General features: G+C 43.3%; 13 protein-coding genes. 9 read left to right on the top strand and 4 right to left on the bottom strand.

Annotation, left to right across the window (positions count from 1 at the left end):
• Position 1: 1 nt before the first annotated feature.
• The 6 genes from lpdA (at position 2) to R50345_RS16450 (ending at position 8,061) form a co-directional block, all read left to right on the top strand.
• Positions 2–1,414: a dihydrolipoyl dehydrogenase gene (gene lpdA, locus R50345_RS16475; protein WP_042128286.1), complete on the top strand. Its 1,413-nt coding sequence runs from the start codon at positions 2–4 to the stop codon at positions 1,412–1,414.
• A gap of 181 nt (positions 1,415–1,595) precedes the next feature.
• Complete coding sequence (locus R50345_RS16470; RefSeq protein WP_042128284.1) at positions 1,596–2,570, top strand: S66 family peptidase; 975 nt, start codon at positions 1,596–1,598, stop codon at positions 2,568–2,570.
• Positions 2,571–2,677: 107 nt separating this feature from the next.
• Positions 2,678–3,658, top strand: a complete 981-nt coding sequence (locus tag R50345_RS16465; protein ID WP_042128282.1) for a thymidylate synthase — start codon at positions 2,678–2,680, stop codon at positions 3,656–3,658.
• A 57-nt stretch (positions 3,659–3,715) separates the two neighbouring features.
• The gene (locus R50345_RS16460; RefSeq protein ID WP_042128280.1) at positions 3,716–4,207 is read left to right on the top strand and encodes a dihydrofolate reductase; all 492 of its coding nucleotides are present in this window, start codon (positions 3,716–3,718) and stop codon (positions 4,205–4,207) included.
• A gap of 230 nt (positions 4,208–4,437) precedes the next feature.
• Positions 4,438–5,925, top strand: a complete 1,488-nt coding sequence (locus tag R50345_RS16455) for a glutamate synthase subunit beta (RefSeq protein ID WP_042128279.1) — start codon at positions 4,438–4,440, stop codon at positions 5,923–5,925.
• A gap of 423 nt (positions 5,926–6,348) precedes the next feature.
• Complete coding sequence (locus R50345_RS16450) at positions 6,349–8,061, top strand: proline--tRNA ligase (RefSeq protein WP_042128278.1); 1,713 nt, start codon at positions 6,349–6,351, stop codon at positions 8,059–8,061.
• Positions 8,062–8,071: 10 nt separating this feature from the next.
• On the opposite strand, the gene R50345_RS16445 is transcribed toward R50345_RS16450, so the two are convergent.
• The gene (locus R50345_RS16445; protein ID WP_042128276.1) at positions 8,072–8,935 is read right to left on the bottom strand and encodes a pentapeptide repeat-containing protein; all 864 of its coding nucleotides are present in this window, start codon (positions 8,933–8,935) and stop codon (positions 8,072–8,074) included.
• A 183-nt stretch (positions 8,936–9,118) separates the two neighbouring features.
• Between R50345_RS16445 and R50345_RS16440 the strand changes: the two genes are divergently transcribed.
• Positions 9,119–11,374 (top strand): type IA DNA topoisomerase, encoded by a 2,256-nt coding sequence (locus tag R50345_RS16440; protein ID WP_042128274.1) that lies wholly within the window; start codon positions 9,119–9,121, stop codon positions 11,372–11,374.
• 84 nt (positions 11,375–11,458) lie between these two features.
• On the opposite strand, the gene R50345_RS16435 is transcribed toward R50345_RS16440, so the two are convergent.
• The 3 genes from R50345_RS16435 to R50345_RS16425 form a co-directional block, all read right to left on the bottom strand.
• Positions 11,459–12,184 (bottom strand): DsbA family protein, encoded by a 726-nt coding sequence (locus R50345_RS16435; protein ID WP_042128272.1) that lies wholly within the window; start codon positions 12,182–12,184, stop codon positions 11,459–11,461.
• 103 nt (positions 12,185–12,287) lie between these two features.
• Positions 12,288–13,034, bottom strand: coding sequence for an HAD family hydrolase (locus R50345_RS16430; RefSeq protein ID WP_042128270.1), 747 nt, complete (start codon positions 13,032–13,034; stop codon positions 12,288–12,290).
• A gap of 36 nt (positions 13,035–13,070) precedes the next feature.
• Complete coding sequence (locus tag R50345_RS16425) at positions 13,071–13,988, bottom strand: ArsR/SmtB family transcription factor (RefSeq protein ID WP_042128269.1); 918 nt, start codon at positions 13,986–13,988, stop codon at positions 13,071–13,073.
• A gap of 162 nt (positions 13,989–14,150) precedes the next feature.
• Between R50345_RS16425 and R50345_RS16420 the strand changes: the two genes are divergently transcribed.
• Together R50345_RS16420 and R50345_RS16415 are read left to right on the top strand one after the other, a co-directional pair.
• Positions 14,151–15,305 carry an MFS transporter gene (locus R50345_RS16420; protein WP_042132237.1) on the top strand — a complete coding sequence of 385 codons (1,155 nt, stop codon included), beginning with the start codon at positions 14,151–14,153 and terminating at the stop codon, positions 15,303–15,305.
• Between the two features lie 90 nt (positions 15,306–15,395).
• Entirely contained in the window at positions 15,396–16,121 is a 726-nt protein-coding gene (locus tag R50345_RS16415) for a phosphonate ABC transporter ATP-binding protein (RefSeq protein ID WP_042128267.1), read from the top strand.
• Positions 16,122–16,226 lie beyond the last annotated feature (105 nt).

The following is a 16,226-nucleotide window of genomic DNA, read 5'->3' as shown; positions in this document are numbered from 1 at the left end:
TATGGTAGTAGGAGACGCTTCTCTAGATATTGACACATTGGTCATTGGTGCAGGTCCTGGTGGGTATGTGGCGGCAATTCGTGCCGCCCAGCTCGGCCAAAAGGTCCTCATCGTGGATAAATCGGAACTCGGCGGTGTATGTTTGAACCGTGGTTGTATTCCTTCTAAAGCACTGATTGCTGCTGCACATCAGTTCGAATCTGCTAAGCATGGTGAAGTTTTCGGTGTTACAGCTGAGAACGTTAAAGTGGATTTTGCCAAAACTCAAGAGTTCAAAAACGGCGTAGTTAAGAAAATGACTAGCGGCGTGACTAGCTTGATGAAGGGCAACAAAATTGAAGTATTTAACGGCGAATGCATGTTTATCAGCGACACAGAAGCGCGTGTGTTCAATGATCATGAATCCCCACGTTACCGCTTCAAGCACTGTATCATTGCTACAGGTTCCCGTCCGATTGAATTGAAACCTTTCCCATTCGGTGGACGCATTTTGTCTTCGACTGAAGCTCTGGAACTTCCAGAAATTCCAAAGAGCATGATCGTAATCGGTGGTGGTTACATCGGCGCTGAGCTTGGTCAAATGTACTCCAAATTTGGTACTAAAGTAACAATCATTGAAGGATTGGATACTGTACTTCCAGGCTTCGATAAAGATATGACTCGTCTTGTTGCGAAGAACATGGCCAAAACTGGCATCGAAATCGTAACTAACGCTAAAGCTGAAAGTGCTGTACAGAACGACAAGGAAGTTACCGTGAAATATTCTGTTGGTGGCGAATCCAAAGAAGTAACTGCGGATTACTTGCTTGTTACTGTAGGCCGTCGTCCTAACACAGACGGTGAACTTGGTCTGGATCTGATCGGTCTAGAGCTTGACGATCGCGGATTGATCAAAGTTGATCACCAAGGTCGCACAAGCATTCCTAACATCTTCGCTATCGGCGACGTTGTTCCAGGTCTGGCATTGGCACATAAAGCTTCTTACGAAGGTAAGATTGCCGCAGAAGCGATTGCAGGACTTACATCTGTTGTTGACTACAAAGTCATCCCAGCAGTTGTGTTTACAGATCCTGAGTGCTCTAGCGTAGGTCTAACAGAGAAAGAAGCAAAAGACAAAGGCTACAAAGTGAAAGCTGGCAAGTTCCCATTCGCAGGGAATGGCCGCGCCGTATCTTTGAACAGCCCAGAAGGTTTCATCAAAATTGTTGCTAACTCCGAAAACAACCTTGTGCTTGGTGCACAAATCGTTGGTATCGAAGCTTCTAACTTGATCGCTGAACTTGGTTTGGCAATTGAAATGGGCGCAACACTTGAAGATATCGCTTTGACTATTCATGCGCATCCAACCCTTGGCGAAATCGTCATGGAAGCTGCTGAACTGGTTGAAGGTCATCCTATTCACGTAATGAAATAATTTCTCTACCCAATTGCTCTAGCAGGCACAAAAAAGGCGGAACGCATTTGCGTTTCGCCTTTTTGAGTTTTTCACTTATTTTTGAAAATAGATATAATGGAAGGAGATGAAGCAAATTGAGCGAATACACTATAAAAATCAATCATCCGTATTTAAAAAACTTATATAGGGAGGACAAATGATGAAACCCAATAAGTTAAAGCCTGGTGATGAGTTGCGGATCATCTCACCTGCCAGAAGTCTGTCATTAATTGCTGCTGAACAAAGGAAAATTGCCAAAGAGCAGCTACAGCAATTAGGATTTCGGATATCATTTTCCGTAAATTCCTTTGAGAAGGATGAGTTTGTTTCCTCTTCAATTGAATCTAGAATAGAGGATTTGCATGAAGCTTTTTTAGATCCGAATGTTAAAGGAATTCTTACGACTATTGGTGGCTTTAATAGCAATCAACTGCTACGTTATATCGATTACTCACTGATTGCAGAGCACCCTAAACGATTATGCGGGTATTCAGATATTACGGCTCTAAGTAATGCAATTTATGCCAAAACAGGATTAGTTACTTATTCCGGACCGCATTTTTCAAGCTTCGCTATGCTTCACGACAATGAATATACCACCCAATATTTCCGCAAGCTGATGATGGACAATAAAGAAATATTGGTAAGGCCATCTAAGCATTGGAGTGATGATGAGTGGTATTTGGATCAGGAGAACCGTGTGTTTATCAGAAATGAAGGTCCATACATTATCAATGATGGAGAAGCGCAAGGGACGATTATCGGCGGGAACCTTTGTACGTTAAATCTTTTGCAGGGAACGGAGTATATGCCTAGTTTAAATAATTCGATTTTATTTCTCGAGGATGATTATGAATCATCGCCTGTAACCTTTGATAGGGATTTACAATCACTGATTCATCAACCAGATTTTCAGCATGTCAAAGGAATGGTTATTGGCAGATTCCAACAAGGATCACGCATGACAAAGAATTTGTTGACCAAAATCATAACATCGAAAGAAGAGTTATCAGATATTCCTGTCATTGCGGACGTGGATTTTGGGCATACATCTCCTATGATTACTTTCCCTATAGGTGGACAAGCCTCACTTCGTGCGTATGGGGTTAGAGTAGAGTTAAGGATATCGGAGTAGTGAACTCCTCATATTATTAAATAAATTTTAAAAATATCTTACCTCCTACAAAAATCGAATTTTTCAGATATAATATATGAGGTGAAATATTACGGAGGTGCAGTAAATTGACGAATGAGTTAGAACAAACCTATTTGGATTTTCTACAATATATTTTAGATAACGGTGTGACAAAAGAAGATCGTACCGGAACAGGCACAATTAGTGTATTTGGTTATCAAATGCGATTTGATTTATCAAAAGGCTTCCCACTATTTACAACAAAACGTACACCGTTCCGCTTAATCGCAAGTGAATTATTATGGTTTATTAAAGGCGACACAAACATCCGTTATCTCCTGAAAAACAATAATCATATTTGGGATGAATGGGCTTTCAAAAGATGGGTTGAATCAGATGAATATACTGGTCCAGATATGACAGACTTCGGGAATCGTTGTTTAATTGATGAAGATTTCAATCAAGTTTATCAAGCAGAGATGAAAGCATTTTGTGATCGTGTCTTAGAAGATGATGCGTTCGCAGCGAAACATGGTGACCTGGGGAATGTTTACGGTAAGCAATGGCGAAATTGGACATCTTCTACAGGTGAATCCATTGACCAATTACAAGATGTTATTCATCAGATCAAAACAAACCCTGATTCCCGTCGATTAATTGTTAGCGCATGGAACCCAGAAGATGTTATAAATGCTGGGGCAAAAGGGAGTAAAGCGGCGTTACCACCTTGCCACGTTATGTTCCAGTTCTACGTTGCAAATGGTAAATTAAGCTGTCACTTGCTGCAACGCAGTGCGGACTCTTTTCTTGGAGCTAACTTCAATATCCCTTCTTACTCATTACTTACTCATTTAATAGCACATGAGTGTGGTCTAGAAGTAGGCGAGTTTGTATATAGCATTAGTGATGCACATATTTATTCAAATCATGTTGAACAAGTTAAAGAGCAATTATCAAGAGACTTAAGACCATTACCTACATTGGTTATTAATTCAAATAAGAAATCACTTTTTGATATCGAGCTGGAAGACCTAGTTATTGAAGGGTACAATCCGCACCCTTCGATTAAAGCGCCGATCGCAGTATAACATTATTGTCATAAATCAAGATTTTTTGTTCTTTATAGGCAGGAAGGAGCGTGTTTCGTGAGTATTACTTTAATTTGGGCAATGGGCACCAATCATGTCATTGGAAAAGATAATGATATGCCATGGCATTTACCGCTGGATTTCGCTTATTTCAAAGCAGAGACACTAGGAAAGAGAATGCTTATGGGCCGCAAAACGTGGGATTCCCTTGGAGGGAAGCCTCTGAAGGGCAGAACAAGCTTAATCATGACAAGAGATACAGATTATGCTCCTGTAGGCGCAGAGGTTGTAAACACGCTTGAGGAGGCTCTCAGAGAGGGTAGAAAAGACGATGAGCTGATGGTAATCGGTGGTGCAGAAATTTACAAACTGATGTTACCTTATGCTGACAAGTTGTTGTTAACCCAAATTGAACAGGATTTTGAAGGGAATACCCGCTTTCCTGATATTGACTGGAGTGTGTGGAAAGAGATTTCCAATAAGAAGGGAATACGTGATGAGAAGAATCCGTATGATTACCGTTTTCTTGTTTATGAACGTACGGAATAGCAATAAAACGTTTTCTCTGACATAACATGTGAAATAGTACAAAAAAACAGTAGATTAATCCATTACTGTGCAAAAGTAATGAGTGCTACTATAATTAAAATTAGAAATGATAATCTACAGGTATAGAATGTGCAGGTACTTCATTGCGCTGCTCACGACCATACGAAGCCGCAATATGCTACAATGTACTATACTTCAACACGAAGAGAACGGATGGGGGAAACGTAAACATGTCTACACCTACAGGTTTTATGGAGTATAAACGGCAGCTCCCAGGGGATCGGGATCCTGAGCAGCGGGTAAAAGACTGGGAGGAGTTCCACCATCATTTATCCGAGGACGAGCTTCAGACACAAGGAGCGCGCTGCATGGATTGCGGAACTCCTTATTGCCATACAGGAATTGATATGGCTGGAGGAACCTCAGGTTGTCCAGTTCACAATTTAATTCCGGAGTGGAATAATTTGGTGTACCGCGGACTCTGGAAAGAAGCATTGGAACGCCTGCATAAGACTAATAATTTCCCTGAGTTTACTGGGAGTATTTGTCCTGCTCCTTGCGAAGGCTCTTGCACAGTGGGTCTAATTGGACAGCCGGTAACCATTAAGACCATAGAGCTAGCTATTATTGATAAAGGTTTTGAAGAAGGCTGGGTTGTACCTAATCCTCCAGAGAAACGTACAGGCAAGAAGATTGCAATCGTAGGCTCTGGGCCTGCTGGACTCGCAGCAGCTGCACAACTTAATAAGGCTGGACATACTGTAACTGTATTTGAACGCAGTGACCGCATCGGCGGTCTGCTCACATATGGCATTCCGACTATGAAACTCGATAAGAGAGTTGTGCAACGTCGTGTAGATTTATTAGCCGCTGAAGGTATTAATTTTGTAGTGAATACAGAGATTGGTAAGGATATTCCTGCGCAGCAACTTGTTGATGAGTATGATGCAGTCGTTCTGTGTGGTGGAGCTACTAAGGCACGCCGCTTTAACGTTGAAGGTAGTGAGCTTAAGGGTGTAATGTATGCTATGGACTATTTAAATGGTACGATTAAGAGCTATTTGAATTCCAACCTTGAGGATGGCAACTATGTGTCCGCTGAAGGTAAAGACGTGATCGTCTTGGGCGGTGGGGATACAGGTTCTGACTGTGTTGCCACTGCGCTTCGTCACGGCTGCAGCAGTATCACTCAATTTGGTACACATGAAAAAGCACCGTTACAACGTGATCCGATAGCTAATCCTTGGCCACAATTCCCGAATGTATACACGCTGGATTATGCGCAAGAAGAAGCCAAAGCCATTTTTGGGGATGATCCGCGTGAGTTCTCTATCATGACCACTAAATTTGTTGGTGATGAAGAGGGGAATTTGAAAGAACTTCACACCGTCCAAATCCGCCGGATTGTGGATGAGACAGGTCGTAAGATCTATCAGCCGGTTCCAGGCACCGAAGCTGTATATCCTGCTCAACTTGCTCTGATTGCCATTGGCTTTGATGGCCCAGAACAAGATATTATTCAAGAGCTTGATCTTGAGACAGATCGTCGTTCAAATGTGAAAGCACGTTATGGTAAATTCAATACGAACGTAGACAAAGTATTTGCTGCTGGTGATATGCGCCGCGGTCAAAGCTTGGTGGTTTGGGCTATCAACGAAGGTCGCGAAGCTGCACGTGAAGTGGATAAATACTTGATGGGGTCAACCGTTCTTGTTTAAAACGTTAAGATAATAATTGTATAATAAGCCGTTTCAAAAGCAGTTTACCTGCTGGAAAAACGGTTTTTTAAATAAAGCGATGCTTGACATAGATATCAGTATCCTATAAATTAAATACATTATTCACATGATAAAAGCATTGAACAAGGATCTACGATTCAAGAAGCGTTAGAACAGAGAGGGAACCCACCGGGTGAAAGGTTCCTCAAACACGTGTGAGTGGTATCCTGCCTTGGTAGCTGTAGCGATAGTATCTACTAACCCGCTACCGGAATCGACCGTTATCCGATTTGAGGATTGCCAAATCAGAATGGATTGTATGTTGAGCTGGCAGTTGAATAAGGGTGGTATCACGACACATTCGTCCCTGACGAATGTGTCTTTTTGCATTTAGAGAGATAATTTTTGGGGAGGGTATTTAAGATGCGACAAAGCAATTTATTATTAACAACTCTTCGTGAGGTGCCTTCGGAGGCGGAGACAATCAGTCATCAGTTATTGCTGCGTGCGGGGTATATCCGCCAATTAGCTGCGGGAGTGTATACCTATTTACCACTTGGACGGCGGGTTCTGCGGAAGATAGAAGCGATTGTGAGAGAGGAGATGGATCATTCCGGAACGCAGGAGATTTTAATGCCATCCATGCAGCCAGCGGAACTTTGGAAGGAATCAGAACGTTATGATGTTTATGGTAAGGAGTTGATGACTTTTAAAGATCGTCATGAGCGGGAATTCATTCTCGGTCCAACGCATGAAGAAGTAGTAACCACACTTGTGCGGAATGAGATCAGCTCCTATCGTAAGCTTCCTGTTACCGTGTATCAAATTCAGACTAAGTTTCGAGATGAACGGCGACCACGTTCTGGATTGCTAAGAGGTAGAGAGTTCTTGATGAAGGATGCGTACTCTTTTGACATAAGCTCAGAAGGACTTGATAAATCATACCACCAAATGTTCGATGCTTATCACCGGATATTTAAGCGATGTGGATTGAAGTTCAGAGCTGTTCATGCAGATTCTGGTGCAATTGGCGGAGAAGGGGGCAGCCATGAATTTATGGCACTGGCTGATATCGGGGAGGATACGGTTGCTGTTTGTTCTTCTTGTGATTACGCAGCGAATCTGGAACAGGCAGAAGCCATACAGTCTAATAAGAAAGAAATGAACTTCGAATTATCTGTGTTAGAGAAATTCCACACCCCTGATCTTCGTACTATTGATCAATTAGAGCAGGAAATGGATATCCAGCCAGAACAAGTGATGAAGACACTAATTTATGAAGGAAACGGACAATTCTTTGCTGTAGTGGTTCGAGGAGATCATGAAGTAAATGAGATAAAAGTGAGTAAATATTTAGGTGCGACGGAGATTAAGCTTGCTGACTATGATGCTGTGAAATCCTTAACGGGTGTAGAGAGTGGGTTTGTGGGGCCGGTGGGTTTGACACTACCTGTACTAGTTGATGCTACAGTGTCTGGAATGACCCAGGGGATTGCGGGAGCAGGAGAAAAAGATTATCACTTCCGTAATGTTGTACCGGGTAGAGATTTTGGGCTTGAACATGTGGGGGATTTCCGCAATGTAGCAGAAGGTGAAGCTTGTCCACAATGCGAGGATGGCGTGCTTCATTTTCAACAAGGAATAGAAGTTGGGCATGTCTTTAAATTAGGTACCAGATATAGTGAGAAGCTTGGAGCTTCCTTTTTAGATCGTTCTGGCAAAAGTCAGCCTATGATCATGGGTTGTTATGGAATTGGGATCTCACGTCTATTGTCCGCGATTGTAGAACAGAATCATGATGATCAAGGAATCATGTGGCCAGTTGCATTGGCACCTTATCAGGTTCATATTTTGATAATGTCTCTTAAGGACTCGGAGCAACTGGCAGTTGCAGAGGATCTATATGTTCAGCTTACTAAGCTCGGTATTGAGACGCTGCTGGATGATAGGGATGAACGTGCTGGCGTTAAATTTAAGGATTCAAGCTTGATTGGTATACCTGTAACGCTAGTGGTTGGTAAGGAAGCAACACAGGGAAGGGTGGAGTATCTAGAAAGAAACACAGCAGGAAAAGAGGTCCTAGAGTTAGTCGAAGCAGTTACTCGTATCCAAGCGATCTTTTCACAGCTGAATTAATTTCTATAACTCAAACCGAATACCATTGTTCAGGGCGGGAGAGTGCTGGCGGTAATTTTGTATAGTCATCGCCTTTCGCCGCATTAATCTGAGCTTGAGTTAGAAAAATACTTTCAGTTAGATTAGCGCCTCTAAGGTCAGTATCACGGAAATCTGCTCCTATGAGATCGGCACCTCTAAGATCAGCATCTCTAAGATCTGCAGCAATTAAATAGGCTCCACGTAAGTTGGCGCCTCTGAGATCAGCACCTTTGAGGTTAGCACCAATAAGATCGGCACCCCGGCTGAAAGTTCTCGAAGATTTTTTTAGTTTACGGCGAGCTTCAGTACGTACAAGTTCACTGACTTGCAGCAGCAACAGATTTATTTTTGCTCGATGAGCGTCAACATTTACTTTTAGTAGGGATTCAGGGTTAAGTAAAGTGAGTTGTTCCGTCTCATCGAGTGCTGCTTGCAGCTCAACATGGATAGTATGGGTGACTTCTAAGTTTAAAGATTCGTTTAGATACCATAACAATTCGTGTAAATGCCACATGGCCGGAAATACCTCGAACATTTGCTTCGCAGTTTTTGGATTCGTTCGCCAGTCCTCACCAGTATATGTAACCTGAGAGAGCTTTTGCCCAGCGCCAAAACAGTCATATACCGTACAACCACGAAATCCTAGTGTTCTTAAATCTGTATGTACACCACAGCGAAAGTCTGATTGTAGGTTATGACACGGCTGGCCGGCTGCTTTATCCATAGCAAAATCAACTGAAGCTGAAAAAGGCAAGGCGGCACAGCACAAACCGAAGCAGTTCTCACATTCTGCTTTAAGATAGTGGCCGTTTCTGTCCGTAAAAGGTTCTGTGAATTTGTGATTCTCGGGCACGGTTTCATTCCTCCGATTTATAATTCAGTTTACCAAACTATTCTAATTCATAGAAAAGACTAAGTGAAGTCTGAATTTTAATAGCCTTCTAACCTATCCATTAAAAAAATCCGAGGTTAATGTTATAATAGAATACTGGACGCATTTTGGACTTAAGAACGAAAAGGTAAGGAGCGATTGTTTTTGAAGACACTCATTATTGCGGAGAAACCGGATATGGGGCGGAATATCGCCGCCGCAATAGAACCGAAGGCCAAAAATTACCGTTCCTATCTTGAAGGGGAGCAGTACATTATTACGTGGGCAATAGGGCATCTAATCGGTTTGGCCGAGCCGGATGCTTATGATGTTAAATACAAAAAGTGGAACATTAATGATCTGCCCATTATTCCAGACCAGTTCAAACTGGTGCCTAATGCGCGGACGATCGATCAGCTGAAGGTAATCGGAGACCTTGCGAAACGAAGTGACCTTTTAGTGAATTCATGCGATGCGGGGCGAGAAGGGCAGCATATCTTTTCACTTATTCAACGCCATTTAAAGCTGGAGCATCCTGTGAAGCGACTATGGATCTCGGATTTGACGCCAGAGACTATTCGCAAAGGATTTCAGGAGCTGAAGGATGGATCGGAATATGAGAATCTAACGAAAGCGGCAAAAGCACGCAGTGAAGCGGATTGGCTCATTGGTATGAACGGATCACGTGCTTTTACTACAAAGCATAATGTGCTGCTGTCCGTGGGTAGAGTTCAAACGCCCGTGCTTGCGCTGATTTACGATCGTCAGAAGACAATTGAGGCGTTCTCCTCCCTTAAGTTTTTTGAGGTGGAGGGACATTTTACTCAGAATGAAATGACCTATAAAGGGATGTGGCAGGGAGATCGGCTGACTGATGGAGAGAAGGCGGAAGCGCTAGCTGCCAAGGTCAAAGGAAAACCGGGCCGGATTGAGTCCTACGAGGTCAAGGAAACGAAAGAGTATCCGAATAAGCTGTATGATTTAACGCTGCTGCAGCGGGAGGCGAACGGAAAGTACGCATTTTCCGCAAAAAAGACGCTCGATATTGCTCAAGCATTATATGAAAAGCATAAGGTGATCTCTTATCCGCGGACGAACTCCAACTATGTTACCGAACAGAATATTCCTGAGATGCATAAGACCTTATCAGCGCTGCAAGGGACGGCTTATGATGAATGGGTGAAGGGTGCGAATCGCAATCTGGTTCATAAAGGGAATAAATTCATCTGTAACCCCTCGAAGGTCGAGGATCACCACGCGATTTTGCCTACATATCGTAAAGCATCAGGACTTAGTGTAGATGAGGGAAAGCTGTATGATTTGATTGTACGGCGCTTTTTGTCTCAGTTTTATCCGGCAGCGGAGTATAAAGTGCATACCGTGATGACCGAGGTAGAAGACGAAAAGTTTAAAACCACAGTCAAGGAATTGTTAAGCCTAGGTTGGAAGGTCATTTATGCCGACCAGAAAAAGGATAAAGCCAAGTCGTCTAAAGGTAAAAACAAGGATGATGAGGAAGACGAAGAAATTGAAGTGAATGAACCGTTCGCTATCGCTCCAGCAGATGAAGTGATCTGTAGTGATGCTGTCGTTAAAGAGAAAGATACACAGCCACCAAAGCACTATACAGAAGGTACGCTGCTAAGAGCGATGGAAAGTGCGGGCAAGCAGATTGAGGATGAAGAGCTTCGCGATGCCATGAAGGATTCAGGGCTAGGAACTCCGGCTACCCGCGCAGCAACTATAGAACGGCTTAAGAATGTAGGATATATTGAAATGCAAGGTAAAAAAATTGCCATCACGCAAAAAGGACGCACAGCTATTGAGCTGATACGTGGAGCGGGCATTGAGCTGTTAACTTCGCCTGAAATGACCGGACAATGGGAGCGTCGCTTGAACGAAATCTCCAGAGGAACGGCGTCGGACGGACAGTTTATGGAGAATGTAAAAAGATTCGCTTGTATGATCGTCGATAAAGTACGAGTACAATCTCGGGCGTCCAAAACCTCTTTTGAAGGGGAGACGCCTTCTGTCAATACAGGTGCTAAAGGTCGAGGCGGTGCAAGCACAACCCGTAAAACCACTGAAAAACCTGCGGCACCGCGAAAACGTAAGGCAAGTAGCGAAGCGGAAGCTGTAAATTCAGGGCCTAAAATTATCGGAAACTGTCCACGTCCCGGCTGCGGCGGTATGATTTTTATGGGTAAAAAAGGCTACGGCTGCTCTCATTACAAGGAGGGCTGCAAATTCGTGATCTGGAAAGAGAACCATGGTCGTACACTCACGGATGCGCAAGTGAAAGCCTTGATTGAGAAAGGTCGGACGGGCAAGCTAAAGCTAACCAGCGAAGACGGTACGCCACTTGAAGGCAAATTAGTGCTTCAGAATATGGATACGGGCCAACTAGCAGTAGAGTCATAGCCGATGGGAAAGAATCTATGTACGGCAAAAAGGTGTCTTCAGCCATGTTGGATACGTGGCAGAGACACCTTTTTTATTCGCTAATTATTCAGTAGCTTTAGCTAATTGCGCTTCAATCGCTGCAGTTAGCCCTTCATAGGAGGAGTCTGGAAGTAGGGCACCATTTACCATAAATTTAGGTGTACCATTAACCCCGTAGGATCCCGCAATTTTGAAGTCTTCTTTGACGTCGAACATGTAGGTATGATTCTTGAGATCTGTCTCGAATTGTGCATAATCAATGCCTTCAATGTTATCTTTGACGAAATTTAGAATGAACTTCTGTGTGGCCCATATTTTGCTCTCATCACCTTGATTGGCATATAGCTTATGGAGGTATTCCCAGAACTTCTCGTTGCTTTGCTTATAGATGGCTTCACCTGCACTTGCCGCTAGATAGGAATCTCGATCCAAGAAGGCAAAGTTCATGAAGAAGAGTTCAACTTTTCCGGTCTCCACATAGTCCTTAACAAAAGTATCCAGATATTTCTCTGTCCAATTTTTGCAGGCGGGACATTTGAAATCTGCGAATTCGATAACTTTGATTTTGGCATCAGGACTACCAAGATGAGGTTGCTTTTCATATTTCAGCCCGTCAACAACAATGCTCCCCTTCACATCGGTGTAGTTAGGTAGTCCCTCAGTACTGTCCGTCTTGTCATTCAGAATAAAGACAATAACAGCGACAAGGATTACTACTATTACGCCTAAGAGCATGGGAAGCATTGGTTTGTTAGTTCGAGAATGGTTGGACTTAACGTTCTTGTTCATATCTCATCTCCTACCTCATATGGGAATTATACAAAAATAGTATAATCATCCTAGAGATAGAGTGGATATGTCATTTGTAACAATGTCTAAGTTTACGCAGCACCTAGAGTTTCTGCAGGGTAGCTGTACGAATAACAGGAGGCACCTCATGGATGGAGGAAATGGTCTTCACAGCTTGTTGCATCTCTTGCTCCAGTTCTATAAGGTTGTAACTCCATTCATTCTGCTGCTTTAGATAGATGCTGTTAATGCCTGCGGTCACTGCTGGGAGTACATCTGTACGTAACGAGTTACCAATCATCCAGGTACGTTTGCGGTCAAACCCTTGTGTAGTCAAAATATTTTCAAGTGCCTCAACATTTTTATGTTGACGAATATAGATCCGATCATCAAAGTAAGCATCCAGCTTCATTTGCTCTATCTTACGTTGTTGGATCGTATCGTCTCCACCTGTGTACAGGAATAAATGGTGACCGTCCTGCTTCAACGTATCGAGCGTTTCAACCATGCCGGGATAAGCTTCGATTTCTTGGTCGTAGACACTTAGTCCGAGCTTGTGTAATTGCTGTTCTTGAAAACGGTCTGTCGGGCGATTATATTTAGCACAAAAATAACGGTAGGTAGCGATTAGGGATTTAGGGAAATTATCGCTGGCAAGACCACTTGTGTTGACCGTGTGCACATCAATTTCTATTTGTTTGTTGCGTAATTCACTCGTGCTCGGTCCAAATTCATTAAACCAATCTGTCATCAGCTCAAAATATTGCCCTAAAATCAAATCGAAGTATTTATTGCAGTGAACCAGTGTATCATCTAGATCGAAAATCACCTGTTGTGTCATGTATTTCATATCTCTCACTCCTTGGATCTGTATCTGTATAGTGGTCTATAGGTAAATATAAGACTCTAGGAACATTTGAAGCTCTGAGGCGCCATCTGGACGAATACTGAAGCGTTCGTCTTGTTCACCTCTTAGATGGATGCGGAGTAAGCCGGCTACTCGTAGAATCATAAGGTGGTGCATGAGCATTTCTCTGGATTGATTGAGATCGGATTGCATCTCCCACAATGACTTTGGTTCATGTGCGACATAGCGGAGTAACCGAAGTCTGGTGGGGTCGGAAAGCGCCTTAGTCATGCGCAACAGCACCATAGGGGGTTCATTTTCGTCTTCTAAAGGCACATCTACAGGATACTGTACGATCACCATAGTTTTGTAGAAGCAGTAGGTGTTAATCGGACGATTATGAACAGTTGGCAATAATACAATCGTCTTTAGATCCTTAATCTCCTCGAAAACTACACCGCCTGATGCGTATTCAATTAAAGAAATGGGGTCCATTTTGCTTTCAAGCATTTTTTTCTCAGAAGCATCTTCAATTAATAGCGGTAAAATTTTGTGCTCCACATGGCGGAAGTATTGTTCGTACCAGAGACGCAAGAGTGGACTATAGCTGTTCCGGATCCGCAATGCATCTTCAATCGTAAACTCTTGAATGAGGGGAGCAATCTGCTGATAACATTCTTCTATGGAAGCGGAATCCAGATCATCGAAGAAATGCAGCACTGAGGTTGCAGGTCCTCGAATGTAAACCCAGGCATACAGCACATCATAATCCGTAAATGGCCACTCAGCGGCTTGCATTAAAGCTGTTACCTTATGAGAAGAAATGCGATCTTCCACATCACTTATCCAGTGGGAACCAATATCCAAATTGGAGATCCATTTTCTAGTTACATATAACATAAAACTGTCTAGCAGTTCATACACCGGCGATACGTCGATCTTTAATTCATACTCCATGTCTCATGCACCCCCAGGAAATCCGTAACATCTTCATATTATCTCTTGTTTTGAAGAGGGTTGTCCACTATAATGTTCGGTGTTTGCCAATTGGCGTTAGATCAAATTAGCGTTATTAATCTTAGGGGGATATCATCTGTGTCAGACCGGCCAAGAGTATCTATTCGCAGTAACAGCAAAATGAATTTCATGATTCTTATTACCGCTACCATAGCGGCTGGACTCAGCCAAGGAATGCTGCTTCCCGTATTATCCATTCTATTGGAGCAGAAAGGAGTTTCCTCTTCGCTTAATGGACTAAATGCAGCGGCTCTATACATAGGATCATTCGGAATGACCTTGATTGCTGAAAGAGTTCTCGGAGCGATTGGATTCAAAAAATTGATTGCTGGCGGGATCAGCCTAGTCTTAGTAAGCTTACTTCTGTTCCCCTTTTTTCCTGGCATCAAAATATGGTTTGTATTGCGTTTGCTTGTTGGTGTTGGTGATGCAGCTATCAATTATGCCGCACAGCTATGGGTACTGCTAATGACGCCTGCCGAGCATCGCGGACGAAATCTATCCCTGTACGGGATGTCCTATGGCCTGGGCTTTAGCTTGGGACCGCTGGGAATTAGCCTGCTGCGATTTGGTCAGGCAACACCTTTTATAGTTCTAGCATTTCTTTTTTTATTAGTCCTAATACTTGCCGTTACAATGCTTCCGGATTCCCGCCCAGATAAAGTTGAGAGTGGAGAAAGCCAGGTACGCCGGTTTGGACGTTGTTACAGTTTAGCCTGGTTCGCCTTAATTCCTGCACTCTTATACGGTTTCATGGAAGCGAGTTTAAACAGTAATTTTCCAGTGTATGGCCTCCGGATCGGTTACAGCACGGATCAAATTGCAGCCTTATTGCCTTTTGCAGGTATAGGGGGACTGTTGTTACAATTCCCACTAGGGCTCTGGAGCGACCGTTTTGGTCGAAAGAAGGTATTGATTCTAACCGGGATTGGAGGCGGAATTGCCTTCGCATTGCTGCCGCTAGCAGGAGACCATTTTAAAGTGACTATGGTACTGCTGATGATTGCAGGTGGACTTGTAGGTTCCTTTTTCTCATTAGGGCTAAGCTTAGCTGCGGATATTTTACCACGACATCTACTGCCTGCTGCAAATGTGGTTGCTTCTTTTCATTTTAGTATAGGCAGTATTATAGGTCCAGGTATCGGCGGTTTGCTCATGCAAGTCGGCTGGGGCGGGGGGATTTTCGGTTTGATGGGCGCTTTATATATCATGTTCGGATTGCTTGGGTTATTTTTCTCGCCACGGCAAAAAATTTGAGGTAAGATAAGAACGAGTGCTCGCATGGAAATTCATCTGGCTTTCAGAGTACACTATAGATTATAGATAAAGACAGGGAGAGGCTGAACTATGATCACAGTTGAACACTTAGCCAAGGCAGTTGGGGAAGATAAAAATCCAGTTCTACAGGATATAGGCTTTCAATTAGAACCGGGTGAATTCGTAGCAATACTTGGAGCTAGCGGGAGCGGTAAGACGACTTTACTGCGCTGTTTAGCGTTGCGTGAGAAATGGGATAGAGGGAATTTTAGAGTAGACGGTATAGATATTATGGCGAGTGCCTTTACAGGTAAAAGAAAGATCCGCCGCGAGTGGGCTTACCTGGAGCAGAATGCAGAGCTCAATCCGAACCGTACTGCATTGAAAAATGTACTGATCGGCCAGTCCGCGCAAACGCCTTTATGGCGAATGGTTACTGGGATGGTACGTTCAGATGATTATATGGGTGCAATGGATGAATTGGATGCCCTCGGCCTTCTGGATAAGGCGAAGATGAAGGCGAGCCAACTTAGTGGTGGTGAAAGGCAGCGTGTAGCAATTGCGAGAGCATTGACTCATGGTGCGAAAGTGATTTTAGCGGATGAGCCGGTAACGGGATTAGATCCTAAGTCCGCAGAGAATGTGTTGGAAACATTGCGGAAGCTGTGTAAAGAAACTGGCCTTACAGTTATAACTGTACTTCCGATAGAATTAGCCGAACGTTTTGCTACTCGTCTTTGGGTACTAGAAGATGGCAGAATTAAGCATGATATAAAGGGGCGTAGGTTAACGTTCCAAGAACGTGCAAATCTTTAAATTTTGGACACGGATAAGGAAAAGAGTGATGAAGTTGAATATGAGAAGTCTTAGGTGCTTTGTAGCCGCAACGCTGACTTTATCCGTTTTGTCGGGTTGTACTTT

Origin of the sequence: Paenibacillus sp. FSL R5-0345, from assembly GCF_000758585.1 — a bacterium.
Lineage (GTDB): Bacteria > Bacillota > Bacilli > Paenibacillales > Paenibacillaceae > Paenibacillus_AQ.
The sequence above is the reverse complement of the archived record's forward strand: the minus strand, read 5'-3'. Positions and strand labels throughout refer to the sequence as shown.